Origin of the sequence: Acetobacter sicerae (assembly GCF_011516765.1) — a bacterium.
In the GTDB taxonomy this organism is placed as follows: Bacteria; Pseudomonadota; Alphaproteobacteria; order Acetobacterales; family Acetobacteraceae; genus Acetobacter; species Acetobacter sicerae.
In genome coordinates, this window is the sequence record NZ_JAAABN010000003.1 from 287,532 (window position 1) to 313,138 (window position 25,607).

17 protein-coding genes and 1 pseudogene are annotated in these 25,607 nt (G+C 60.0%); 9 read left to right on the forward strand and 9 right to left on the reverse strand.

The window, feature by feature from the left end:
- The first annotated feature begins 228 nt into the window (after positions 1 to 228).
- The 4 genes from GVI59_RS05505 (at position 229) to lexA (ending at position 4,034) form a co-directional block, all read left to right on the forward strand.
- A complete protein-coding gene (locus GVI59_RS05505; protein ID WP_173573288.1) occupies positions 229 to 1,101 on the forward strand; it encodes a helix-turn-helix domain-containing protein in 873 nt (290 codons plus the stop codon).
- Positions 1,102 to 1,143: 42 nt separating this feature from the next.
- On the forward strand, positions 1,144 to 2,019 hold the full coding sequence (locus tag GVI59_RS05510; protein ID WP_173573289.1) for a rhodanese-like domain-containing protein: 876 nt from the start codon (positions 1,144 to 1,146) through the stop codon (positions 2,017 to 2,019).
- A 2-nt stretch (positions 2,020 to 2,021) separates the two neighbouring features.
- Positions 2,022 to 3,236 (forward strand): cystathionine beta-lyase, encoded by a 1,215-nt coding sequence (gene metC / locus GVI59_RS05515; RefSeq protein WP_173573290.1) that lies wholly within the window; start codon positions 2,022 to 2,024, stop codon positions 3,234 to 3,236.
- Positions 3,237 to 3,335: 99 nt separating this feature from the next.
- Entirely contained in the window at positions 3,336 to 4,034 is a 699-nt protein-coding gene (lexA, locus tag GVI59_RS05520; protein ID WP_173573291.1) for a transcriptional repressor LexA, read from the forward strand.
- Between the two features lie 158 nt (positions 4,035 to 4,192).
- On the opposite strand, the gene GVI59_RS05525 is transcribed toward lexA, so the two are convergent.
- The 5 genes from GVI59_RS05525 to GVI59_RS05545 form a co-directional block, all read right to left on the reverse strand.
- Entirely contained in the window at positions 4,193 to 6,448 is a 2,256-nt protein-coding gene (locus GVI59_RS05525) for a TonB-dependent receptor (protein ID WP_173573292.1), read from the reverse strand.
- Positions 6,449 to 6,662: 214 nt separating this feature from the next.
- Entirely contained in the window at positions 6,663 to 8,120 is a 1,458-nt protein-coding gene (locus GVI59_RS05530) for a sugar porter family MFS transporter (RefSeq protein WP_408736604.1), read from the reverse strand.
- A gap of 668 nt (positions 8,121 to 8,788) precedes the next feature.
- The gene (locus tag GVI59_RS05535) at positions 8,789 to 9,175 is read right to left on the reverse strand and encodes a hypothetical protein (RefSeq protein WP_173573294.1); all 387 of its coding nucleotides are present in this window, start codon (positions 9,173 to 9,175) and stop codon (positions 8,789 to 8,791) included.
- A 164-nt stretch (positions 9,176 to 9,339) separates the two neighbouring features.
- Positions 9,340 to 9,819 (reverse strand): thioredoxin-dependent thiol peroxidase, encoded by a 480-nt coding sequence (bcp, locus tag GVI59_RS05540; RefSeq protein ID WP_173573295.1) that lies wholly within the window; start codon positions 9,817 to 9,819, stop codon positions 9,340 to 9,342.
- A 69-nt stretch (positions 9,820 to 9,888) separates the two neighbouring features.
- Positions 9,889 to 13,008, reverse strand: coding sequence for a bifunctional [glutamine synthetase] adenylyltransferase/[glutamine synthetase]-adenylyl-L-tyrosine phosphorylase (locus GVI59_RS05545; protein WP_173573296.1), 3,120 nt, complete (start codon positions 13,006 to 13,008; stop codon positions 9,889 to 9,891).
- A 146-nt stretch (positions 13,009 to 13,154) separates the two neighbouring features.
- On the opposite strand from GVI59_RS05545, the gene GVI59_RS05550 reads away from it, so the two are divergent.
- The 5 genes from GVI59_RS05550 (at position 13,155) to GVI59_RS05570 (ending at position 21,223) form a co-directional block, all read left to right on the forward strand.
- Positions 13,155 to 16,601: an AsmA-like C-terminal region-containing protein gene (locus tag GVI59_RS05550; protein WP_173573297.1), complete on the forward strand. Its 3,447-nt coding sequence runs from the start codon at positions 13,155 to 13,157 to the stop codon at positions 16,599 to 16,601.
- A gap of 270 nt (positions 16,602 to 16,871) precedes the next feature.
- Entirely contained in the window at positions 16,872 to 17,852 is a 981-nt protein-coding gene (locus GVI59_RS05555) for a CobW family GTP-binding protein (protein WP_173573298.1), read from the forward strand.
- A gap of 38 nt (positions 17,853 to 17,890) precedes the next feature.
- Positions 17,891 to 18,943, forward strand: a complete 1,053-nt coding sequence (locus GVI59_RS05560) for a WD40 repeat domain-containing protein (protein ID WP_173573299.1) — start codon at positions 17,891 to 17,893, stop codon at positions 18,941 to 18,943.
- Positions 18,944 to 19,410: 467 nt separating this feature from the next.
- Entirely contained in the window at positions 19,411 to 20,670 is a 1,260-nt protein-coding gene (locus GVI59_RS05565) for a tyrosine-type recombinase/integrase (RefSeq protein WP_010515582.1), read from the forward strand.
- A 106-nt stretch (positions 20,671 to 20,776) separates the two neighbouring features.
- Positions 20,777 to 21,223, forward strand: a complete 447-nt coding sequence (locus GVI59_RS05570) for a helix-turn-helix domain-containing protein (RefSeq protein ID WP_029329636.1) — start codon at positions 20,777 to 20,779, stop codon at positions 21,221 to 21,223.
- A gap of 258 nt (positions 21,224 to 21,481) precedes the next feature.
- Here the strand turns inward: GVI59_RS05570 and tnpC are convergent.
- The 4 genes and pseudogenes from tnpC to GVI59_RS05590 all read right to left on the reverse strand — a co-directional run.
- Positions 21,482 to 23,062: pseudogene (tnpC, locus tag GVI59_RS05575) on the reverse strand (IS66 family transposase).
- 65 nt (positions 23,063 to 23,127) lie between these two features.
- Entirely contained in the window at positions 23,128 to 23,475 is a 348-nt protein-coding gene (gene tnpB / locus GVI59_RS05580) for an IS66 family insertion sequence element accessory protein TnpB (protein WP_010515587.1), read from the reverse strand.
- Positions 23,472 to 23,912 carry an IS66-like element accessory protein TnpA gene (gene tnpA / locus GVI59_RS05585; RefSeq protein WP_010515588.1) on the reverse strand — a complete coding sequence of 147 codons (441 nt, stop codon included), beginning with the start codon at positions 23,910 to 23,912 and terminating at the stop codon, positions 23,472 to 23,474. The genes tnpB and tnpA overlap by 4 nt, the downstream gene beginning before the upstream one ends.
- A 293-nt stretch (positions 23,913 to 24,205) precedes the next feature.
- A partial coding sequence (locus tag GVI59_RS05590) for a heavy metal translocating P-type ATPase (RefSeq protein WP_173573300.1) occupies positions 24,206 to 25,607 on the reverse strand: 1,402 nt, incomplete at its 5' end.

A 25,607-nucleotide genomic window follows, 5' to 3' on the forward strand; every position in this document is an offset into this window, starting at 1 on the left:
CGGGGATTTTGGAAACACATTATGCGGTGCGTGTCACGCCTCGAATATGTGATGGCTCCCGTGCAGGAATCTAAAATTACGCTATCGACGATATAAAATTGTATGATTCATACGTCCGACGTCATAATTTTATGATATCGCAAATTATGGACACTTTACACCCCTCAGGATTAACGTATTATTGACGAATAACGTTCCCCAGAAACAGTGTCTCAAGGAATGACAGGAATGGCTGCTGTGACTATGCGTCTGAGCGAGATCGGACAGCAGCTGCGTGCTTTTCGTCTTGAATCAGGTATGAGGGCGGATGAAATCGCCGCCCGCCTCGGTGTTTCTCGTGCCGCGCTCTATCGGTACGAAAAAGGCGAGGTGATCAAACTCGATACGGTTCAGAGACTGGCCGAGCTACTCAAGGTTTCGCCTCTCACTCTTCTCGGTATCGGCGTGGAATATTACAGCCGCCCCCTCAGCTTCTTCGAACGTGTTCGACAGGTTGAGGAGGAGGCTGATCAGATCCTCCAGATCAGCGATCCGGTGGCCTATCTGGTGACCTCGCCGGAATATGATTCCATCCTGAACCGTGCAATTGCGGAGCAGGTGGAAAACAAACAGCTGATTGAACAGTATCAGGAGATCTTCAGCGCACGGAGAGAGAGCTACCGCCTCCGCCGTCCGACGATGATCACCATGCTGAGCGAACAGGCGATCGAGCGTTTCCTGCAACGGGGCGTGGGGGAGGCGATCCCCATGTCGGACGAACTGCGCATCGAGGCACGCAGGGTGGCTGCGATGGAAATCGGTCGCATTGCCGAGCTGATCGAAGCAGAGCCGATCGGTCTTCAGTTCAGTCTGCTCGCGGATGTGGAAAGCACGACCAACTGCATCCTGATGCGCGGTCGCGAGCGGATGATGCTGGCGATCAATCCGTTCCGTTGCGACATGTCCCCGGCCGCCACCACAGGTGTGTCGCTGGTGACCAGCGCTCCGGAAGCGGTCAACGCCCATCAGCGGGTGATCGAAGTGCTCTGGGCGGAATCCTGCAAGGGCAAGGAAGCGGTGGGGCGTCTCCGCTCCCTGCTTGCACAGCACGCCATCCAGTGATTCACTCCTCCTCTCCGCAGGCAGCGGAGAGGAGTCGAACCTGTGTTACAGCCTCTTATAGATGTCGATACGTTAAAGGATGCGCTTGCATCCGGCGACGTTACCCTTCTCGATGCGACAGCCAGGCTTCCCGGCGAACAGACTGACCCGGATGCGGATTTTCTGGCGTCCCGTCTGCCCGGCGCACGCCGTTTCGACATCGAGCTTTTTTCCGATCCTGAACAGTCGCTTCCCCATATGGCTCCTGCCGCCGGGCGTTTTGCGCGACTGGCCGGAGAGCTCGGGCTGACCCGTGACAGCCTGATCGTGATTTACGATCAGGGGAATATCGCCTCTTCCTGCCGCGCCTGGTGGCTGCTGCGCCTGTTCGGCCACGAGCGCGTCTTCATTCTCGATGGTGGTCTGCCTGCGTGGCGTGCGACGGAAGGCGAGATTGAGCAGGGCGCGCCTTCACCGATTGTTGCCGCACACTATATTCCCCGGCTGACGACAGGTCTGCTCAAAGGGCTGGGCGACATGCTCGCCCTCTGCTCTTCTGACACGGACGACGTCATTCTCGATGCCCGTTCCTCCGGCCGTTTCACAGGAACCGCCCCAGAGCCGCGGGCTGGGCTTTCCTCCGGACATATGCCGGGAGCCCGGAATATTCCCTTTGGCGAACTGCTGGACGCAGACAAACACTTCCTGCCAAAAGCCGCGCTGAAAGCACGTTTCGAGAAGGCTGGTGTTGCGAGCCTTCAGACGCCGCTCATCGCCACCTGCGGATCGGGCATGACGGCCTCCGTCATCGTGGCCGGCGCTGTGCTTGCGGGCTATGAGACTGTCTCTCTTTATGACGGGTCATGGGCGGAATGGGCGGCGACGCCTGACGCACCTATCGTAAAAGGGGAAGCGACATCCGGCAGGGAGCGGAATTGATCATGACAGGTGAAGACAGGGTCGCTGCGAGCTGGGAGCGGCTGAACGCCCGGTTGGTGAAAGTCGGGCGACCGGATGTGCATGATGAGGCGTTTCGCCGGACCGGCACGCTGGTCAATGCGCCGGTCTCCCGTGGCTCGACCGTGCTGTTTCCCGATCTCGACACCATGCGGCGTGTCGGCGCGGAACGCTACGGGCATACGCCGATCTACGGCGCGATGGGGTCCGCCGTTCAGCACGATCTGGAGCGGGCCATCGCGGTCATCGAGGAAGGGCGGGATACGCAGATCGTGTCCTCCGGTCTCGCCGCCTGCACGACGGCGCTGCTGACATGGACCAGTTCCGGTGGTCACTGCCTGCTGCCGGATTCCTGCTATGGCCCGACCCGACGATTTGCCGACACCATGCTGCGGCGGTTCGGTGTGGAGGCCACCTATTACGACCCCATGATTTCGGAAGAAGGTCTCCGTGCGATCATGCGGCCGAATACGCAGGTCGTGTTCGCGGAAAGTCCCGGCAGTCACACCTTCGAGGTGCAGGATGTCCCGATGTTGGCCCGCGTGGCGCATGACGGCGGGGCGAGGGTGCTGCTCGACAACACCTGGGGTTTCGGAATTTTCATGCCGTTCACGCACGGTGTCGATGTGTCGATTCAGGCGCTGACCAAATATCCCGGCGGTCATTCGGACGCCATTCTGGGCGCCATCACCGTCGGTTCCGAGGAAGACTGGCATATGCTGCGCGACGCTGCGATCCAGTTGGGGCAACTCGCCGGCCCTGATGACTGCTGGCTGACCCTGCGTGGTCTGCGCAGCATGGGCGTGCGTCTGGCGCGGCAGGCCCGTACGGCCTGGAAAGTGGCGTGCTGGCTGCGTGATCGGGGAGAGGTGGCGCAGGTGCTTTACCCTGCGTTTTCCGACTGTCCGGGACATGAGTTCTGGGAGCGCGACTTCTCTGGAGCAGGCCCGCTGTTCACCGTTGTTCTGACGTCGGGCCATGACAGGGCGACGATGGAGCGGATGATCAACGGTCTCCGGCATTTCGGGATTGGTGCGTCATGGGGCGGCTATGAAAGTCTGGTGTTGCCTACGACAGGCGGCGTGTCGCGTTCGCTGCCGAACGCGCTGCCGGAGGGACCGGCCTTCAGGCTGGCGATCGGACTGGATGACGCGGCGGATCTGATTGCTGATCTGGAGGGTGGTTTCTCCCGTTTGTGACTGGGACGGATCGGATGCAGGATTGACCGGAAATGGGAACCAATGTAGAACAAACCTGATTCCGCACACAGATGAGACATTGGCAGAGGACTGGACGCGATGCTCACACGCAAACAGCATGAACTGCTGCTGTTCATCGATTCCTATCTTGGTCAGACAGGATTTTCCCCCTCTTTCGATGAAATGAAGGATGCGCTGGGTCTGAAATCCAAGTCGGGCATTCATCGCCTGATCTCGGCTCTTGAAGAGCGCGGTTTTATCCAGCGGCGGCATAACCGGGCGCGTGCGCTGGAAGTGCTGCGCCTGCCTGAGCCTGTTCAGTTGTCACCGGCAGCTTCCTCCAGTTCCCTGAACGTCATCAAGGGCGACTTTTCTCAGCGTCTGGCCGGCGTGAAGACGGGCGAGGCCGCGGCCTCCATGAGTCTGCCGCTCTATGGCCGGATTGCGGCCGGTCTGCCTATAGAAGCCCTGCACGATCATAGTGAGCAGGTGGAAGTGCCGATGGCGCTTCTCGGTCAGGGTGAGCATTATGCTCTGGAAGTCGCCGGTGATTCCATGATCGAGGCGGGCATTCTGGACGGAGACACGGTCATCATCCGTCGCGAAGACAATGCCGAGAACGGTCAGATTGTTGTCGCTCTCATTGATGATGCGGAAGTGACGCTCAAAAGGCTGCGGAAGAAGGGTAACACTGTTGCTCTTGAAGCTGCCAACTCAGCTTATGAAACACGGATTGTCCCAGCCGAACGTCTGAAAATCCAGGGGCGGCTGGTCGGACTGCTGCGCACATATCACTGAAGAAAGCGTGAGCCTTTCTCGCTGGATGTCAGGCTTTTCAGGGCTTTGCCCCGAGCCCCACAAAGGGACACAGTCCCTTTGATCCCGACCTGTTGAAATGAATGGGTGAAGGGATCTGTGATCCCTTCCGGGTGCAGGGAAGAGCCCTGCCTGCTTTCTCAGAACCTCTGCGAAATACCTGTCAGGATCGTCCGTCTGAGCCCGTACTGAGGCGCTCCGACGCCAATGCCAGATCCGCTGCGAAGCATGTAGCGACGGTCAAAGAGGTTGGTGACATCCAGTCGCAGTTCGGTCCGTTTCAGGAACGATGTATGGAACAGGTTGTCGAACGACTGGACCAGTCCAAGATTGAAAGTGACATATTGCGGCACGGATGCGCCATTGGGGATCACTGAATCTTCGCGAAGACCACTGCCGTAAACCATTGTTGCTGACAGGCGCAACGGATGACCGGTCTTGCGGAATGCCGTGTAGCTTCCTCCAGCGGACGCCGTCCAGCGCTGGTCATGGTCAACATGCACCCAGTGATTGCTGATATAGGCGAGGTCGTCAGGCGCCATATTCCACTGCGCGGACACGATGTTTTTTCCAATGGCGCGTGACCATGAGAAGTTGCCGTAAACAGTGAACGGGCCACGTGAATAATCGGTGGTCACCTCATAGCCGTTGACCTGACCACGCTTGTAATTGAACGCGGACAGAATGATGGGAGACCCGAACTGTCCCTCGTCGATCATGTTGCGCGCCAGTTTGACATAGGCGTCGAAAGACGCGTGCCAGTGAGGCAGAATTTCCTGCGCGAAACCGGCGTCGAAATAATGATCGCGTTCGGCCTTGACCATCGTGTTCTGGAAATTCGGTGGCGCACCGGATGTGTTTGCATATTTATTCAGCTGCGTTCCGCCGACCAGTTCAAACGGTGGTGGTGTGAAGTAGCGGGAATAACCGGCGTGGAAAGTGCCGCCTCTCCATGGTGTCCAGACAATGTTGATTCTGGGGCTGACCTGTTTGGAGTGGGTGTATTCATCCACACCGTCGAAGCGCAGACCGTAATTGATGGTCAGGTTCTTGAAGGGACGCCATTCATCCTGCGCATACAACCCGTAAATCCAGCCGGTGCGACCTGTGCCGTCATGAATTGACTGTGTCAGACCATTGAATTCCGCGTTGCCGTCGTCATCTGTGCCGCTCTGTGTGTAGACAGTGGCGTCAGATTTTGAAATCGTTCTTTCTACATAAGCCTGAAAACCGAATCTGACTGTGTGCTTCGGTGCGGCGCGCCATGTGAGATCGGTCTGATTGCCTGATGAAAAGACCGAACGCTGGGCGTGCTGGGCAATGCCGTTATAGACAAGATCTCCGAGCGGATCAGGAGAGTATCCCAGAGAACTGTAACGTGCGATCGCTGAAGTCTGCAGACTGATTTTTCCCATTTCCTTCTGAAGAGACAGCATCCCGAAATCAGTGATTTCTTTCTGCTGCTCATGCAGGGATGCGCTGTCCACGCTGCCGTACACCTGCTGGGAAAGAGCGCTGTTCAGGAAGGACGGATTGGCAAACTGGCGCTGCTGGCCGGGATTGTTCGGAAGCTCATACTGAGCGTTCGACACGCCGGCGATGAAGCTGATGCGTGTATTTTCGTCAGCCGTGTAACGCAGATGCCCAAGAAAGTGATACTGATTGCTCAGATCGTGGATCGCGTTGAAATCCGGTGTGGGGTTTTCGATGCCGACGCGGTTATGCACGAAATCCGCTGTCGCGAAGTAGTCCCATTTCCCGGAATGTCCGCCATATTGCAGGGAAGGAAAGAAATAATCACGAGCGCCGCCATAGATGGAGGCGTTACCACCACTGTCCGACGTGCCGTTCTTGGTCGTGATATCGATCACGCCTGCCTGTAGAAATCCGTATTCGCTGGGCAATGCGCCCGTCGTCAGGGACATTGAGTGTGCGAAACGGGTCATGAGTGTCTGCCCGAAGACGCTCAGACCTTCCGGAAGCGCTACGCCATCAAGGCGGAACTGCACCTCGTTATGGTCTCCACGAATATGGATCTGTCCATAGCTGTCCTGCGCCACGCCCGGCGCCTGCAACAGAACGGCGTTTAGAGGGGCATTGTCGCCGCCGGGAATTCTTTCGATATCCGCACGGGTAAAATGATAAACGCTCGCCCCTGTGGAAGGCTGAAGACTGGCTCTCTGCTTGTCCAGATGGGCTGTGACGATGATGTGCTCGTCACGGGTCGCCGTCACCGCCTTGACCGGCGCTGGCTTGGCCGGGGACTGTGCGGTAGCGGATGGCGTGACGGTCGTCGTTCCCGTCTCAGCGGCATGGGCAGGCGTGAGGACGTGTCGCGAAAACAGCAAAGGGCTGGCGACAAGCAGAAAGGTAACGGGATGGACAGGGCGGTTCATTGAGCATCCGTAACTGGCTGATTTCAGCTCTCCATACGATGTTATGTTATAATATAACAATACCTAAAATGCCACAAAAGGCGTTGCGATCAAGATTGCAGAAATCTGATGCTGAATGGCCAACAGAAAACGCTGTTCCAGCTTTTGGCCGGAACAGCGTCATGAGAAGGGCTGAAGCCCGGATCTGCCTCCGACTCAGGCCGGAGAAAGTCTGTCAGAGATTATCGATAATCCTCGGGCTCTCGCCAATTTTCGGACGGAAAGTGCCCTGACGAAGTGTCGTCTCAATGTCTTCAAGCGAGGCGCCAGCGGTTTCTGGAACCAGCAGAAAGACAAAGATGACACTGACCAGATTGACGCCAGCATAGAACCACATGGTGCCGCCGAGTGTCAGGGTCTGAACCAGTTCCAGCGTGGTGGCCGTGACAACGAGATTGCTGCCCCAGAGAACCGCAGCATGGGCGCTGGTCGCAGCGCCGCGCATCGGGAGCGGGAACATTTCTGCGCCGGTCAGCCAGCCGACAACCTGAATGCCGCCGGAATTGAACAGCATGAACAGCAGCAGGAAGGCGAGAACGGCGAAGCTGCCGATGCTGCCGGGAGCCGGATGCAGTGCGAAGCAGATTCCCAGACCGACAAGGCTGAGCACTGCGCCGGGTCCCATGATCAGCATCAGGCGACGACGACCAATCCGGTCGACGAACAGGCAGCCAAGCAGGGTCATGACGCAGTAGACGATCGCCACGCCAAGGCTGGCCCAGAGCGACCATTGCGGACCGAAACCGGCATCGGTCAGAAAGGTCGGGGTATAGTAGATCATCATCTCGAGACCGCCGGCCTGCGTGAAGAAGGCGACACCGAGAGCCGCAATCACCGCAGGACGAACCCAGGGAAGCATCAGGCCTTTCCAGCCCCGCTCCGTGGTGTCGATCTTCTGCATGTTCGAGTGAATTTCCCGAACTTCTTTCTGAACGCTCTCACGCGTGGTGCGGATACGTCCAAGCTGCTCGGCCGCGACGTCCAGACCTTCATTGCGAGCGGTCCAGCGCGGGCTTTTCGGCAGGAAGAACATCACGATGAAAACGAAGGCCGCCGGGATTGCCGCAGCCGCCACCATCGGCCGCCAGCCCCACTCGTCGCGCATCATGAGTCCGGCAATGTTGGCGAGAAGAATTCCGACGCCGATCGCCACATTGAACAGGGTGACGAGATTGCCGCGTCTTTTTGGGGGAGCCAGCTCTGAGATGTAGGTCGGGACGACCTGCGTGGAGCCGCCGACGGCCAGTCCAAGGAAAAATCGTGCGGTAATCAGCAGGTTTACGCTTGGTGCCAGCGCACAGGCGATCGAGCCCATGACAAAGATCGCCGTCACAAAAATGACGGTGGCCCGGCGACCGAACTTTTCAGAGGACCAGCCGAAACCAATGGCTCCGACAGCGGCTCCGGCCAGGATGGCGGACGCCACCCACTCCTGCTGGGTGATGGAGAGGTTGAAGTCCTGCTTGATCAGCAGAAGCGCACCGGAAATGATACCTGTATCGTATCCATAGAGGCCGCCGCAGATGGCGGCCACGATGGTTGCGATCCATAGGGTTTTGTCAGCATTTGGTGAAATCTGAATCGATTTCAAGACAGATGACAGGGATGGCCCTGTGCTGTTTGTCGTGCTCAAGCGTGTGGTCTCCATGATGACGTTGCTGGAAAGAGGAAAATCTTTTCGGGGTGGAAAAGTTCCCTCAGTGAGCAGCCCGGCCTCACTTTTGTAATGCTGTGTGGCCGAAGTCCTCTATTGAAGTCGGATCCGATAGAAACACCCTGACTGCCGGATTTCAGAGCGCCTTTACCCACTTCAGGGAATGTGCAGAAGGGATTGCATTATGAAATCCTGTTTCACTTCATGCGATTTTTAGTTTTTCTCTTTGTATTTTTCTCTGCACGGCGAAACATTACGACAAATTCATGGTTTTGTGAACATTTAATTTTCAAGAAAGCGGGGAGTATTGAAAGTACGTTTTATACGAAAAGAATATTTACAATATATTTTTCGGCCATTGAGGTGTCTCATAATCTGTATGCTTGGCTGTCCATGAAAAGCGGTCATGGATTCTACCTGAGGCGAGGGAAGAACCGATGATCACTTTCAGCCTGACTGGCCTGACATGAACATCGGAAGAAAAACAGTGCCCTTGCTTTGCCGATTTCAGGATGAAGCTCCCTGATAAGCCTGCCAATTTCGCACCGTGTTTCCTGGCCCGCCACGACCTAAAAACAGGACATAAAAAAAGCCCGGGCAGCAAAGCCTCGGGCCAAAAGTCATGCCTGGTGGGATGGAAGACGCTGTTACCAGCCGCCGTAATAGGAACCATAGACCGGGGCGGCGGGCACGACCGCGTAAGGAGCAGGGGCCACATAAACAGGCGGCGGAGGTGGTGCGTAGACCACACGTGGGGGAGGCGGTGAGTTCGCCATCGCCATCCCGGCGACAGCACCCAGAGCCATGCCGCCGATAATCCCGCCTGCGACAGCGCCGCCGCCCCACCTGCCATGATGACGCCAGTCGCGGCCAGGACCCCCGCCCCAACCACCACGGGGGCCACCACCGCCCCATCCGCCACGCGGGCCGCCGCCCCAGGGCTGGGCATGCGCATAGGCAGGGAGCGCCACGGATCCGCCGACAAGGCCGATCAGGGCAGGGATAGCGACGAGAGAGCGAAGATACTTGTTCATGTCATGTGTCCCGGATCATGAGCGGGGCGTGAAAGCCAGACTCGTTGTCCTTTTATGAGACACATGAAAACCGGTTTTCATGGCGAATTGTGGGCGAATTCATTGCCATTGCCACACGACGACATGAAAACCGCGTAATGGCCCGCTTCCTTCTTCGGGGCCTCTTATCCGTGCAGATCCTTCGCCGCAGCTTCAACCAGCGCGACATGCTCGGCAGGCTTCACCTTGCGCCACAGCGCCTTGATCCGGCCATCAGCGCCGACAAGGAAAGAGCTACGCTCCATGCCGAAATAGGTCCGTCCGTACATCGATTTCTCAACCCATGTGCCGTACTGGTCGGCCAGTCTGTGGTCAGGATCGCTGGCCAGAGGAAACTCCAGACCGTATTTGTCCGCGAACTTGTCGATCTTGGCCACAGGGTCAGGGCTGACGCCAATCACCGTGAGATCCAGCTTTCCAAGCGCGGGAAGCGCTTCCTGAATGCCGCAGGCCTGTGTGGTGCAGCCGGGCGTGTCCGCTTTCGGGTAGAAGTAGAGCAGGTAGGGTTTGCCCGAAAGATCGGCGCTCGAAACCGTACGGCCCCTGCTGGCTTCAAGAGTGAAATCAGGGGCTTTATCGCCCACTTTGATGGAATCTGTGCTCATGCGGCAAGCCTGCCTCAGAGCACGGGCGGTCGCAACCAGATTCACAGACGCAGGGCGTTCGTAACGGCCTCAGTTCGGGTCAGCGACAGGACCGATCAGTTTCGTGAATAACGCACGCACGATGTCCGCCAGCCCTTCGATTTCCTCCCGCAGGGTCGAAACCCCCGGCACATCCATCGTCCGGCAGAGAAGGTCCAGCGTGGCCGCGGGCAGTTCCTGCGCCGGATCGACAGGTGGTTTCGGTCCGCACAGTAATCTGAGGACGCTTTGCAGACTTCTCCATCGTTCATCGGCTTCAAGCAGGATGGTCGCCTGTTCCGCAGACAGCAGCCGGGCTTTGGCCAGCAGTTCAAAGGCCTGTGAAGTCACCGGAGAACGCACCCGTGCAGACGTCGATGTCAGCTGAAGAGCCTGTGCGATGAACTCCACTTCCATCAGTCCGCCCGGTCGCCGTTTGACGTCCCACGGGCTGGAGGGAGGCAGGTCGCGGGCGAGGCGGCTTCGCATGGCGGCGGCGTCTTCCCTGACTTTCTCCGCCGTGCGACGGGCGTCCGGAGACAGCGCCGCCTCGATGTCCTCGCGCAGGGATTTTTTCAGACGGGTCCGGACGCCGCTTTCCCCTGTGGTGGTGACAAGCCGCGCCCGTGTCAGCGCCATGCGCTCCCATGTCCATGACTCTTCCGCGTGATAACGACGGAAAGCGGAGAGGGACACCGCGACCGGACCTGCCGCGCCCGACGGACGCAGACGCATGTCCACCGGATAAAGCGGACCTTCGGAGTCCGGCGCGGTCAGAGCGCCGATAAAGCTGTGCGCCAGCCGGAGATAATATTGTGACACGGTCAAGGTGCGGCCGCCGCCCTTGGGAAGCGCCGTGCTTTCGGTCACATGCTCGGGGTGGTCAAAGATCATCATCAGATCAAGGTCGGACCCGGCCATCATCTCACGTGATCCGGCCTTGCCCAGCGCGATGACCGCGATGCCGCCGCCTTCGACCCTGCCATGACGCGCACGGTGCGCCCGGAACACGCTGTCGAGCAGCGCTGTCATCACAGCATCCGCCACATCCGTGCGTTCCTGTGCCGCCGTATCCTCGTCAAGACGCCCTTCCAGCCGGGCGACGGAAAGACGGAACTCCTCGGCGCGCACGACAGGGCGCAGACGGGTGACCAGCAGCTCGGAATCGGGCTTTTCCGCCGCCAGAAGGCGGATCTGTTCCGGCGCGAAAGTGGCTGCCGGGGGAAGATTGTCCTCCTCTTCCTCCTGAAGCTCCAGCAGACCTTCCAGCGCGGACGGGCTGTCCGCCAGATGGTTGGCGAGGAAGGGTGAGGCGTCGAAAATCGCCGCGATCCGGTCGATCAGTGCGGGGTTGCGTTCCAGCAGCGAGAGCAGCTGCACTCCCGCCCGCTGACGCGAGAGAAGCGTGTCGAAGTGACGCAGGCAGGCCAGCGGGTCGCGCCGGGCGATGAAGCTGGCGAGGAGGTCCGACATCAGGCCCCGCAGCAGCGCGTGGGCGCGATCCGAGCGGAGCGCCCGGCGGCTGTTGCCGGCCCAGTGACTGAGGATCGTCGCGGCGTCGTCACAGCCGTCCTGCGGAAACCCGAGTTCCCCGAGGCGGGCGGGCAGTTCATCCGAGCCGAGATCGAGCAGCGCTTCCTCGGGACGGATCTCGCGGGTGGGCGTGCTGAAATGTTTCTCGAAGATCCGCCGCGCCGCCCGCATCTGCGGCAGCAGGTCCAGCGCAAAGTCGCCCGCGCTGCCGTAGCCGAGGAAGATCGCCAGAGCGTTGAACCGTTCCTCCGTATCCGGAAGCTGATGGGTCTGCTGGTCGGCGCGCATCTGCACCCGATGCTCGACAATCCGCAGCAGGCGATAGGCGCGGGCGAGAGTTTCGGCCTCCTCCCGTGGCATATGACCGGAGCGCGTGAGGGTGCGCAGCGCGCCGAGTGTGGTCGGATCGCGCAGGCTCGGTGTCCGTCCGCCCCAGACAAGCTGCATCGCCTGCGCGACGAACTCGATCTCACGGATGCCGCCTTCTCCGAGCTTGACGTTATGGCCGAGCAGCCAGCCGACGCCGTCTTCCGGGTTGGTCAGCGTCGAATCAGCCATCTTCGCCAGTCCCGAGCGGCCCGGTTTGCGGTGCTGGTCGATCTTGGCCTTCATGACGTGAATGTCGTCGATCAGGGCGAAATCGAGATGACGCCGCCAGACAAAGGGATGGATGGCGGTCAGAAAATCACGCCCAAGCCGGATGTTTCCCGCGACAGGCCGCGCCTTGGTCATGGCGGCGCGCTCCCATGTCTGGCCCAGACTCTCGTAATAGGCGATGGCGGCGGGAAGCGAGACGGCGAGGGGGGTTGCGGAGGGATCGGGGCGCAGGCGCAGATCGGTCCGGAAAACGTAGCCATTCGCGTCACGCGCTTCCATGAGGCGGACAAGGTCGCTAGTCATGCGGATGAAAGTCTGCCGGGCCGTATCGGGGTCCGCATGAAGGTCCGCGTCAAAAAGCACGACGAGGTCGATGTCCGAGGAGAAGTTCAGTTCCCGCGCTCCGAGTTTCCCCATCGCCAGAACGACGTAACCACTCCCGCGTGTGGGGCGGGCCGGATCTTTCAGGGAAAGCCGTCCCCTGTCGTAAGCGGAGCGCAGCAGATGCCTGACCGCCGCATCGAGAGTGCTTTCGGCAAGGCGCGACAGCGTCTGCGTGACGGTTTCCAGCGACCAGAAATCGCCGATATCAGCCAGCGCACAGGTCAGGGCGATCCGGTTCTTGGCGTCGCGCATGGCGCGGGCCAGCGCGTCGTGATCGATCTCCGGCGGCAGGGCGTCGATCCTGGCGAAGATGGAATCGGCAAAGCTGTCCGGTCCTTCGAGCAGCAGGGCCGCGAAATCGGCGGGACTGCGCAGCGCGAGTTCGGTCAGGTAGGGGCTGTTGCCGCCCATGGCCGCCAGCAGGGCGGGCACGCCGGGCTTGTCCAGCAGGGCAGGGTCGAGGCCGGCCTCCTGCCAGCGCTCGGCGAGGTCTTCCAGAAACCGCGCCAGAGCGTCCGGGTCGGCAGGATTCGGCCATGCAAGATCAGGCCAGGACGCCGTGCGTCTGCGTCCCCGCCAGCCTGCGCCCCCGGAGCGCTCGGCAGATCTGGCGGCGGAGGGCGGAACCTCTTGCGGCATGCCATCGTTTGGACGCATTGCCCCTTTTTCTGGGGGCTTGCGGTCCGTCTGGGTGCGGATTGGGGAAGAAGAGGTGCGTCGCGACATGAGCTTTACGGAATGATCGGACAGACAGGGTGGCGGTGATGGACGGGTCCGGTCAAGACGAAGCTCAGAATGGGACGATGCGTGAAGGGTCTTCGTCCGATCAGGGGGAGCCTGCGCAGCCCCCCCGAAAACCTGCTACGGGCAGGCGTTTTCTGAAAGGCGCGATGTGGACGGCGACCGCTCTAATGGGCGCGCCGCTGCTGGTCGCTGGGGGGGTCATGGCCGCCATGATGGTGGGGCCGGTCAATATCTCTCCGTTGCTCAGGCTCGCCCTGCCGGTCAAGATCGTGGGAGGTGGCAGGGGGCTGCCCCCCAGAGGACGTCTGGATATCGGGCACGCCTCTCTCCGCTGGACCGGACTGCGTGACGGGTTCGGCTCGCCGGTGCTGCTGGAGCTCCGTGATGTCACCATTCTCGACGCGACCGGCAGGGTGGCCGACCGGATCGACGCCGGGGCCATTGCGCTGGACGCCTTTCCGCTTTTTCACGGACGTCTTTCCGTTACCGATTTTCGTGTGACCGGCGCGCACATCGCCCTGCGGCGGGATGCGCAGGGTGATGTCGATCTCGATCTCCCCGGAGCCTCTTCCGGCGGCAAGGGCGGTTTTCCTGATATTGACGTTCGGCATCTGCGACGACTGACGCTTGCCGGGACGCATGTGGTTCTGGTCGATGACCATGACCATCGAACCTGGACCGTCGATCCTCTGGACGCCACGCTGACGCCGGTCGTGGTGAAGCACCGGCACGGGCTGGTGGGTTCCGTTACGGTCGGGGCGACGAGCGAGGATGCGGGTGCTCCGGTCACGGCGCATCTGGCCGCGCAGGGAGCAGTGACGCCGGATGGAACATTACGCTGGCATGTCGCGCTTGATCCTCTGACGCCCTCCGGCTTCGCCAGCTTCGCGCCCGGTCTGGCTGCTGTCAGAGCGCCTGTGGGACTGACGGGAGACATCACGCTGACATCGGCGGGACGGGCATGGTACATGCTGCCTGACGATGCGCTGGTGAATGTGACTCTCGGGACCGGCGAGGTCGATGCCGCCGGTTCCACGCTGTACCCTGCTGAAGGTGATGCGGCGCTGCATATGACGTTCGGGAAGCAGACGGCTGCTGGCTGGCCGGCGCATCTGGATCTGCAGGCTCTGTCCGTGCAGTTGCGTGCGCCGCCGGCGCCGCCCGCGCCGCCCGCGCCGGCAGGGAGCGTGACAGCGCCTCCCCCTCCGCCGGTGATGGTCGCTCCTCCCAGTGTGCCGGTCGTTAAAAAACGTGGCGCGAAAAAAGCAACGACCAGAAAGGGCAAGGCCAAGGGTGCGACGAAGGTGGCGACGCCACAGCCACAGCCCGCCGTCGAACTGCTTCCGCCACCCCGATTGACAGCCAGCGGAGCTATCGACTGGGGAAATGTTGAGAATGCCGGTCTCATGAGTGGTGGCGTCGATCTTGCGCTGACGTCAGTGCCCTTCACGGAAATCGGCAAATACTGGCCGGTGAACGCCGCGAAGGGCGCGCGACGCTGGGTCGGACGCAACATCACGGCTGGCACGGTCAGAAATACGCAGGTCCACCTGAAGATCGGTCCGGACGCTGCCGGCGGTTCATCGACGGTAACCGGTATCTCCGGAGGTCTCGATGGCGAGGGGATGGACATTCACTGGCTGCGACCGATTGCGCCACTGCATGATGTTGACGCACATCTGGATGCAACCAGCCTGAGCACGCTGACGCTGTCTTTCAAAAACGGCTGGCAGCCCACGACCCGGACGGTGAAGAGTGTCGGGGTGGCGGGAAGCGGTCGTCTGACCGCGCTGCCCGGTGGCATGATCATCAGCGACCTCGACAAGAAGGATCAGACCGGCACCATTACGGTCGGGCTGGCCGGAGATCTGCGCGATCATGTGGCGCTGCTGTCCGAGCCCAGACTGCATGTCCTGTCGCGTCATCCGCTGCCGTTCACGCACCCGCAGGGCTATGGCGTGGTAAATTTCACTCTCACCCTGCCGCTGGTTGCGAAAGTCTCGACGGACGACATGACTCTCGAGGGTCATGCGCATCTGACCCATGTCAGCCTTGAGCGTGTCGCGATGGGCAGAGGCGTGAGCGATGGCGCGCTGGACTCCGATGTGACCATGCACGGCATGAAGTTCGTGGGCAAAGGCGCGTTCAGTCACATTCCGGCGGATGTAAAGGGAGAGATTCTGTTCGATCGGGCGTCGAAAGGGCAGGTGATCGATCATATTGTGACCAATCTGCATCTGACGCCCGACAACGCCGCGGCCGCAGGCATTCCCGTTGCGGATTACATGTCGGGACGGGGCGAGATGAAAGTCGATTACGCCGCCATAAAAGAGGCGCATGACCGGCTGGTCCTTGATCTCGATCTGGCTGACGCCGGGGTGCATATTCCGCTCTGGAACAAGGCGACGGGTCGTCCGGCGACGGTGCATGCCGATCTTCTGCTTGATGGAGGGAGTGTCGTCGCCGCGACGGGGATTCGCGCAAAGGGACCGGACCTGAATGTCAGCGGGGAGGCGCATTTTCCGGCGGGGCAGTCGCCCGAACTGGTGATCCCCGCCTTCCAGATCGGCCGCTCGACCGGATCGGCCACTCTGACGATGCCTTCGCGCCCCGTGCAGCCGGTGTCGGTCAAGGTGCGGGCCCATACGCTTGATCTCAGTCCTCTGGTGGAAGGGCCGCCGGAGGAAAAAGCGCCCGTCCAGTCGACGAGCCTGCATGTGCCTCAAGCCGCCAGCGGGCGTGTGCAGGGTCCGCCGGGTCGCCCCTGGCTGATCGATGTGACGGCGGACCAGCTTTATTATCGTCATGACCGCACGCTCGGAGGCGTGAAAGCCTTCATCGACCATAATGGTGTGCGTGTGGACAGAATGAAGCTCTCCATTACGGAGCCCACGGCGGCGAAGGCAGAGATCCTGCCGCTCGGCAACAGCCGCCGGATGACAGCGGATGTTCCTGACTTTGGCGCGCTACTGAGGCGTCTTGCCGTCACGGATATGGTGGTGGGGGGACACGCGCAGTTCGAAGGCCGGTTTGACGATACAAAGGCGACCGCGCCCTTCCGGGGACAGCTGAAGCTGTCTCCCTTCACCATTCAGCATGCGCCGGGTGCGCTTCTGGTGGCGAGAAGCCTGTCGATCTATGGCTGGCTCAATTCGAAAGACACGTCCAGATTCGAGGTGACGCGCTTCGAGATGCCGGTGACGTTCGCGGATGGCGTGATGCATATCCATGACGGTCGTGCCGGTAACGGCGCGCTCGGGGCCACGCTGGAGGGGCCCGTCAATCTCGACAGGGGGACGCTCGACCTGTCGGGCACCATCGTGCCAGCTTTCGCGATCAATACCATTCCCGGAGAGATCCCGGCTCTGGGCAAGCTCCTGTCGCCGGAAAAAGGCGGCGGGCTGCTGGCTGTGAAATTCTCGCTGCAGGGCAGGATCGACAAGCCGGATTTTGCAGTCAGTCCGCTGACCATCCTGTTGCCCGGTGTGCTGAGAAACCTGTTCTAGAAAGCGATTTCTTCAATAATGAAGTTTGTGATGAAGCTTTTTCAGAAAGCTTCAGGGAATGTCGCTTTTTTGAAAAAAGGCGACGCCCCAAAACTTCTGCTGATTCTTCCGGGTGAGTGTGGAAGCGGAAACAGAAACAGTCTTTCTCAGATCTGTTCCCTGCTGTCCTCTTTGCCCTGTGGGAATGGCGGGCCTATATGTTCCATCAGGCAATGATAACGGTGCGGGCAGACAGGCACGCCGGTTTGCATGCAGGAGAAGGAGCAGGTCATGTCGGAAACACAGGACAGGTCGAAGGATCAGGTGCCGGTCACGGTGCTGACGGGCTTTCTCGGCGCGGGAAAGACCACGCTGCTCAACCATATCCTCACGGCGGAACATGGCCGGAAATATGCCGTCGTCATCAACGAGTTCGGAGAACTTGGTGTTGATAACGACCTCGTCGTCGATGCCGACGAGGAAGTGTTCGAGATGAACAACGGCTGCATCTGCTGCACGGTGCGCGGTGATCTGATCCGTATTCTCGGCAGTCTGATGAAGCGTCGTGCGAAATTCGACGGTATCATCGTCGAGACCACCGGACTGGCCGACCCTGCGCCGGTCGCGCAGACCTTCTTCGTGGATGAAGAGGTGCGGGACAAGACCCGTCTCGACGCCGTCGTGACCGTGGTGGATGCCTACAACGTGCTTCAGACGCTGGAAGAAAGCCCGGAAGCCGTGCATCAGATCGCCTTTGCGGATGTGATCATCCTCAACAAGACCGATCTTGTGGATGAAGCGAAGCTTGCTGAAATCGAAGCGAAGATCCGTCAGATCAACGCCTATGTGAAGATTCATCCTGCTGTGCGCGGCAATGTTCCGCTTACGGATGTGCTCGATCAGGGCGGCTTCGATCTTCAGCGTGCGCTGGAATATGAGCCGGACTTTCTGGAAAACACCGAGCATTCCCATGAGGAAGGCGTGACCAGCATGTCCTTCCCGGTCAGCGAGCCGATTGACGAGGCCCGTTTCCATGCCTGGATCAGCGCTCTGTTGCAGGAGCAGGGCGCGGATATTCTCCGGTCAAAAGGTATTCTGAACTTCGCTGGACATAACGACCGTTATGCGTTCCAGGCGGTTCACATGATGGCGGATGGCGATTTCATCGGCCCATGGAAAGAGGGTGAAAAGAAGGAATCCCGGCTGGTGTTCATCGGGCGCAACCTGAATCGTCCGCGGCTGCGTCGTGGTTTTGAAAGCTGCCGGGCCTGAATGGCCTTTTCATATAAGCATTCGTGAAAGGGATCAGGATGAGCGATAAGGCGACTCTCTCCGGCATTGTTGCGGAACGGGGAGCGGAACAGGCTGTCGAAGGACATATCACCGCCTGCTGCGCGTCACGCGACAATAGCAGTTTCGCATTCGCCACAGGGGAGGGGGATCTGCTGATTGCTCCTCGTGAAACGATCCGCGATACGGCGACGTGGACCACGGTGCAGGCTCATGACGGGCCGGTTCTGGCGCTGTCTCCGGATGTGACGGGTTCAGGCTTTCTGTCCGGTGGTGAGGACTGTCGTCTGAAGCGCACAGTTGGCGGCGCTGTCGAGGAACTGGCGAAGGCCCGTCGCTGGATTGAGCATGTGGCCTGCTGGAGTGATGGCCGTAAGGGGACCATCGCATTTGCTTCCGGCAAGGAGGTGCATCTTCGCGGAGCCGATGGCGCGACCGCTCTGCGCACGCTGGAACATCCTTCGACGGTTTCCGGCATCGTATTTGATGCAAAAGGCAAGCGGATTGCCGCATCACACTATAATGGCGCTTCCATGTGGTTCGTGAATTCCAAGGACAGCACAGCGAAGGTTTACGAGTGGAAAGGCAGCCATATCGGCATTGCGATCCATCCCGCAGGTGAGGCGCTGATTACCTCCATGCAGGAAAATGACCTGCATGGCTGGCGTCTGTCCGATGGACACAACATGCGGATGAGCGGCTACCCGACCAAGGTAATGTCGCTGGCGTTCACCAGAAATGGCAAGTGGCTGGCGACCAGCGGAGCGGACAGCGTAATCCTGTGGCCGTTCTTCAACGGTGGTCCGATGGGCAAACCGCCTTCTGAACTGCCGGGCATTCCGGGCGTGCTGTGTACACGGGTGGCGACACACCCTCAGCAGGACGTTGTCGTGGCGGGATTTGCTGACGGCACGGTTCTGATGATGGATCAGTCATCGGAGCGGGTTCTGCCCGTATGCTCCGCCGGAGGCGGCTCTGTCACGGCGCTGTCTTTCAGCGCGGACGGTTGCATTCTCGGATATGGGACGGAAGACGGGCGCGTTGGCGTCGTGGATCTGACCGCGCCAGCGTGAAGATGGCGTGACCTGACACAAACGGGGTGATAGCGCCGTTTGTGTCAGGCGCTATTCCGAAACAGGCCTGGTAAAACTGGACAGTTTTTGGGAGTCGCCTTTTTCTGAAAGGCGATGTCCTGATAAGCCTGCTGAACCAAGCTTAAAAGCAACTTTTAAATTGTATGCTTGTTGTATCCGACAGAAGAGATGAATTACTCATCTCAGCGCTCCAGTATTCCCGAAGAAAACTGGAGCGGGCGATGGGATTCGAACCCACGACCCCAACCTTGGCAAAATTGGCAGAACCATACGCCGGGGTGCGCCTGACTCCCATAATTTACTATAAAACAACATATTACATGAAATCTCCTACTCCGTAATGCGCTCGGATTTGCTCCGGTTTTCGACCATCTGCTTACAAAATGCTTACATTCTGTCGCTACCCCCGATAATGTAAGCAGGAAGCACGGTGACGGGGAAGCCCCATGGCGAAATTGACGAAACGGGCTGTCGATGCCCTGAAGGCTCCAAAGCAAGGGCAAGCGTTCCTTTGGGACAGCGAGTTGCGAGGATTCGGTGCCAGAATCATTCCCTCTGGCTTGAAGACCTTTATCTTGCAATATCGCAATGCCGACGATCGCAGCCGTCGCATTGCGCTTGGTCGATTCGGAGCCATCACCGTCGAACAAGCCCGTGATCTTGCGAAGATCAAGCTGGGCCTGCTCGCTCACGGAAAAGACCCGGCAGCAGAGGTCGAGGTGCATAAGGCAATCACGGTCGCCGCCCTTTGCGACTGGTATCTCCAAGAAGCTGCGGCCGGGCGGATCATCGGACGTCGGAACCGGCCGATCAAAGCCTCGACGCTCGCGATGGATAAGAGCCGAATCGAGACACACGTCAAACCGCTTCTCGGCAAGAGGCTCGTTCGCTCGCTGAAAGTGGTTGATATAGAGGGAATGCAGGCCGACATTGTGGCCGGCAAGACGGCCAAGCCCCGCAGCACCAAGCGAGGCGGCGCCACGACGGGCGGCCCAGGTGTTGCCTCGCGAGCGGTTTCGACTCTGCAAAGTATCCTCGGTCACGCTGCGCGCCTTGATAAGATTGCTACTCATCCCTGCCAAGGCGCGCGACGGCTTGCGGGAAAGAAAAAGCAGCGGAGGCTGAATATCCTCGAAATTGGGAAGCTCGGCGACGCCATGCGACATGCTGAGCGTAACGGTGAAAACCCGATCGCACTAGCAATCGTACGCTTCCTGCTACTGACCGGCTTCCGAATTTCCGAAGCGCAAGGGATGCGGCGCGCATGGGTTCGTCCCGAGGGCGGCTATATCGACTTCGCCGACACCAAGAGCGGCGCCCAGATTCGAGCCATCGGACCGGCCGCAATGCAGGTTCTTCAGAACCAGCCGATCCGTAAGGAGTCGCCATATGTCTTCCCGTCCGATATCAGTGAAGGACATTATACAGCGGCGAAAGCCTGCCTTGAGAGACTCTGCGCTTCGGTCGGCATCGAGGATGTCACGCCACATACTCTGCGGCACACCTTCGGCAGCGTCGCAGGTGATCTCGGCTTCTCCGAATTAACGATCAGGGCGCTTCTCGGCCACGCCGCGCAAAGCGTGACCCAAGGCTACGTGCATATCGACGAAGCCCTGAAGTTGGCCGTTAGCCGCACCTGCGACAAGATCGCTTTGCTGTTGGATGGAGCGAAGAAGGCGGGCCGGGCTGAGGGGCTGGCAGCGTGACGGCATCGGGGGGACCAAAGACCACTTGCGGCCGGAATACCTCGCCGACCGGTTTCAGTTATTGCAGTTAAGGGCGCACGCGACTGGATGCGTAGGAGAACCCGTCGTGGCAAGCCACGTCGTCACGTTCGCCGGTCTGTCCGACCAGGACCGCAAGAAGGTCGCCCCTCTGCCGAAGCTGGTAGAAGGCGATCGTTTCGAGTTGCATGTCCGGCGCCGGAACGGGCAGGATCAGACCATGTCCTTGCCGCCGGCGGCAGCCAGTGCCGTCGAGGCATTGATCGACCACCTGCTCAACGGCGAGCGGGTGGCGGTCCTTTCGGAAGATCAGGAATTAAGCCCCACCGAGGCGTCCACCATCCTCGGTATCTCCCGACCGCTCGTCGTACTGCGGATGGATCGCGGCGACCTTCCGTTCCGCTATATCGGCAAGCACCGCCGCGCGTCGCTCAAGGACGTGCTGGCGTTGAATACGGAACTCGATGTTCGGCAGAAGGCCATGGAGGATTTGGCCGCCGACTCCGAGAATCTCCATCTCCATTATGGCATTTAGTCCCGTTGTCGCAATCTACGACGCCTGTATCCTCTACCCGTTTCACCTTAGGAACATCGTCGTCCAGGCGGCGGCGGACGGTCGATGCGCGGTGGACCGACGCGATTCATGACGAGTGGATACGAAACCTTCTGGCCAACACGCCGGACCTTTCGGCCGAACGCTTGGCGACTACGAAGCAACTCATGAACGCCGCGCTGCCGAAGGCGACAGTAACCGGTTACGAACGTAAGCATCCGGAGAGAGCCGCGGGCGTAATCAGGCTTTGATGGTATTATTGCTGTGGTGAAGGGTTTTCCAGTGCCATGGCAGGAGTTCATGGAGGCGTGGATTTGGCATATCGTTGATACGGGCGAGGACATCTGCGAGTCATGCTTTGGGATCGACAAGGTTCAGACGGGCGGTGACGATCAGGGAATACATGGCGGCAGCGCGTTCTCCGCCCCGGTCTGACCCGGCGAATAACCAGGCTTTTCTGCCGAGGGCTATCCCACGGAGCGCACGCTCTGCGGCGTTATTTGTGAGACAGATGCGCCCATCATGTAGAAACCGTGTGAACATATCAGGTCGTCTGAGAAAATAGCTCATGGCCTGTGCAATGGGATTTTTTGATGACATGCGTTGGCACGTGTCACGCATCCACATGAACAGGTCCTCTACCATGGGAGCACTGCTTTCCTGACGGACCGCGAGCCGATGCTGGTCTGGGGTGCCGTTTATCACACGTTCAGCCTCGAAGATGGCGTCGATGCGGCGCACTGCCTCTATCGCCAGCGGGGCCTTGTCCTTCTCCGCGATTTTGAACAGCCCCCTTCGTCCGTGCGCCCAGCATCCTGCAGACACGACAGGTGCAGGCTGACGGCCCGGTTTTGTCAGAGCGTTATATCCGGCATAGGCATCGGATTGCACGATCCCCGTCCAGCCCGAAAGATGATCGACAGGATGTTCGCCCTTGCGGTCCCGTGAATAACGGAACCACACGGCTGGCGGTGCTGTGCCTCCAAAGGGGTGATCGTCGCGCACATAATTCCACAATCGACCGGTGCGTGTTCGGCCCTTCGCCAGCACGGGCACGGTGGTGTCATCCGCATGCAGACGACCAGCTGCCAGCACATGGACCCGGATCAGCGCGTTCAGAGGGGCCAGGGTCGCTGTGCAGGCTCCCACCCAGTCGGCTAACGTTGACGTGTCGAGATCAATCCCTTCGCGTGCAAAGGCATCACTCTGCCTGTTCAGCGGCAGATGCTGGAGATACTTGTCGCACAGAATGCCCGCCAGCAGTTCTGGCCCTGCACGCCCCCGTGAGATCGGGTAGAAAGGCGCTGGTGGCTGGGTAATGCTCTCGCAATCCCGACAGGTGAACTTCTCCCGCACCGTCTGGATGACTTTGAACTGGCGTGGGATCACTTCCAGCGTCTCAGTGATACTTTCGCCCAGTTTGCTCAGGCGCATCCCGCCACAGCACGGACACTGTGTTGGCGCAGGAAGAACCATCCGTTCGCGTGGCAGGTCGGCGGGTAAGGGCTGCCGCCCCCGGTTATTCCGCGGTGCTGTTGCACGGACAGCGAGGTCCGCCGCATTTTCGAACGTGTCTTCGGCTTGCGTTGTTTCCAGCTCAAGTTCCAGCTGGTCCAGCAGGCGCCGTCCCCGTTCCGATGACGTCCCGAAGCGGTCCTGACGCATCCGTGCAATAAGATGTTTAAGATGGGTAATCTGCGCTTCAGCGCTGACTGCTCGGGCTTCAGCGTCTGTGGCCCGGGTTTCGGCAGCACGGGCACGCGTCTCGGCGGCGGCAAGTGCCGCACGTAAGGCCGTTATGTCATCCATGCTTCCCGTCATGAAAAACAGTTCAGCACAAAACCGTTCAAAAGGGTACAGGACTATGGATCACGATCCCCTTTTTGTTACCCCGCCAGTTCAGGTCGCCATGTTTTCTGCGGATTACGCCAGTCGATCCCTTCGAGCAGACAACTTAATTGTGACGCACTCAGATGGATGGCCCCGTCCTTTGCCGAGGGCCAGATGAAATACCCACGTTCAATCCGTTTTGCATAGAGGGACACTCCAATCCCGTCATGCCAGATCAGTTTCACCAGATCGCCGCGTCGGCCACGAAAGACAAAAACATCACCAGCATAGGGGTCTCTCCCCAGAAACTGTTGAACCCTCAGCGCCAGACCGGGCATGCCAAGGCGCATGTCTGTCGCACCTGCCGCCAGCCATATCTTCAGACCAGAGGGAAGAGGGATCATGAGCGTAAAACCTGAAGGAGTTTCCTCAGATCTTCAATCGCGATCCGGCTGTCAACCATCAGCTTCTCGCCACCAGGAAAAAGAATGCTGGCTTCATGTCCACTCCCGCAGGACTGGTCTCCTCCCAGCCCTTCAACAGGGGATGTCATATGAACCGGCACAAAAGAAAGCTGCTCTTTCGCAGACGGGTTTACGAAATCCAGTCTCTGACGCCATCGGTAAACGACGCTGACGTGGACACCAAACTGGCGCGCAACAGCACGGACTGACTGACCAGTTTCATAAGAAGCCAGCACAACCCGACGTCTGAACGCGTCATCATAGGCCCGGCGCCGTTCGCCAACAATTTCAATAACCGGATGAAGGGCTCGCGATGCTTGTGTCGCAGCGAATGTCGCTGCGACACAAGCATCATTCTGTTCTGATCGCTCTGTCATGAACAGAACACATCACCACACCATAAAATCCACAAGGCGTCTCACACCGGAAGCTTACTTACGAACAGCAATTCCGACCATATACGTTGCTCGATCCTGATGACCGTCCCGTCGCCGCGACCGCGATCGAGGCAGACGCGCCGATAATCGTCACATGGAACCTAGACGACTTTCCTGTTGCCGAATTAAGAGAGCATAGCTTGGCGCAGCAGTCACCGGATGTCTTCCTGGTCGACCTCTGCAAGCGGGCCCCGGATAGGCATTGCCTTCTGAACGAAATAGGCAATCTGCTTTCACCGAAGTCTCAGGGCATTGAGCCGCAGTGCGTTTGTCACGACGGCCAGGGATGACAGGGCCATCGCGCCTCCCGCGAACATGGGCGACAGCGTAAGGCCAAAGACGGGATACAGTACGCCTGCGGCAAGTGGGATGCCGATCCCATTGAACAGGAAAGAAAATGCCAGATTCTGCCGGATGTTGCGCATCGTCGCCTGTGCCAGGCGGCGGGCGCGTACCAGTCCGGCGAGGCTGCCTTGTGCCAGTGTCATCCCGGCGCTTTCGATGGCGACATCGGTGCCTGTGCCCATGGCGATTCCGATATCGGCGGTGGCCAGGGCCGGCGCGTCGTTGACGCCGTCGCCCGCCATGGCGACACGGGCTCCCTTCTGTTGCATGTCACGAATGATCGCGGCCTTATCCTCGGGTTTGAGGTCGGCATGTACCTCGTCGATTCCCGCCTGCCGGGCCACGACTTCCGCAGTCCGGGCATTGTCACCCGTCAGCATCACGATCCGCATGCCGGCTGCGTGCAGTGCCGCGATGGTCTCCTTCGCGTCGGTCTTCAGCGGATCGGCCACGACCAGCAACCCAGCGGCCTGTCCGTCGATGCCGACGAACATGACGCCCGCGCCCTCCGCCCGGTGGGTGTCCGCGACAGGGATCAATGCCGACGCATCGATGCCCTGCTGCCGCATCTGGGCCTGGTTTCCGACGACGACGGCATGCCCGTCCACGGTGCCGGTCACGCCCAGGCCGGTCTGAGACGCGAAATCCCCGACCGGCGCGGCCTGAAGGCCCTGCTCCGTCATCGCGGCGACCAGCGCCTGGGCCAGCGGATGCTCGGATTGTGTTTCCAGTGATGCCGCCAGTCGCAGGACGATGCTGGAATCCCATGCACCTGATGTTTCGGTCGCGATCAGCCGGGGCTTGCCTTCCGTTACGGTGCCGGTCTTGTCGATCACCAGCGTATCGACCGTATCCAGTGCCTGCAGGGCCTCGGCGTTGCGAACCAGCACGCCAGCTCGCGCCCCGCGTCCCATGCCGACCATGATCGACATCGGAGTGGCCAGGCCCAGCGCGCACGGACAGGCGATCACCAGGACCGCAATGGCGTTCAGCAGTGCGTGTCCGAAGCGCGGTTGCGGACCGACCAGAAGCCAGACAACGAAGGTCAGCAGGGACACAAGCACGACCAGCGGCACGAACCAGCCGGAGACCCGGTCCGCCACCGCCTGGATCGGTGCGCGCGTACGCTGGGCGGCCGCTACCATGCTGACGATCCGGGCCAGCATTGTGTCCGAGCCGACGGCCTCGGCCGTCATCAGCAGGCTGCCGGTGCCGTTGATGGTTCCGCCCGTCACCTTGTCACCCGGGCCCTTGGCGACAGGTGCTGGCTCTCCTGTCAGCATGGCTTCG

Coding starts and splice junctions, on each gene's coding strand:
- bcp (WP_173573295.1), bottom strand. CDS start 9,819: ATGAGCACAGATTCCATCAAAGTGGGCGATAAAGCCCCTGATTTCACT.
- lexA (WP_173573291.1), top strand. CDS start 3,336: ATGCTCACACGCAAACAGCATGAACTGCTGCTGTTCATCGATTCCTAT.
- tnpB (WP_010515587.1), bottom strand. CDS start 23,475: ATGATCCCTCTTCCCTCTGGTCTGAAGATATGGCTGGCGGCAGGTGCG.
- GVI59_RS05555 (WP_173573298.1), top strand. CDS start 16,872: ATGTCGGAAACACAGGACAGGTCGAAGGATCAGGTGCCGGTCACGGTG.
- GVI59_RS05560 (WP_173573299.1), top strand. CDS start 17,891: ATGAGCGATAAGGCGACTCTCTCCGGCATTGTTGCGGAACGGGGAGCG.
- GVI59_RS05545 (WP_173573296.1), bottom strand. CDS start 13,008: ATGCGTCCAAACGATGGCATGCCGCAAGAGGTTCCGCCCTCCGCCGCC.
- GVI59_RS05550 (WP_173573297.1), top strand. CDS start 13,155: ATGCGTGAAGGGTCTTCGTCCGATCAGGGGGAGCCTGCGCAGCCCCCC.
- GVI59_RS05565 (WP_010515582.1), top strand. CDS start 19,411: ATGGCGAAATTGACGAAACGGGCTGTCGATGCCCTGAAGGCTCCAAAG.
- GVI59_RS05525 (WP_173573292.1), bottom strand. CDS start 6,448: ATGAACCGCCCTGTCCATCCCGTTACCTTTCTGCTTGTCGCCAGCCCT.
- GVI59_RS05505 (WP_173573288.1), top strand. CDS start 229: ATGGCTGCTGTGACTATGCGTCTGAGCGAGATCGGACAGCAGCTGCGT.
- tnpA (WP_010515588.1), bottom strand. CDS start 23,912: ATGACAGAGCGATCAGAACAGAATGATGCTTGTGTCGCAGCGACATTC.
- GVI59_RS05535 (WP_173573294.1), bottom strand. CDS start 9,175: ATGAACAAGTATCTTCGCTCTCTCGTCGCTATCCCTGCCCTGATCGGC.
- metC (WP_173573290.1), top strand. CDS start 2,022: ATGACAGGTGAAGACAGGGTCGCTGCGAGCTGGGAGCGGCTGAACGCC.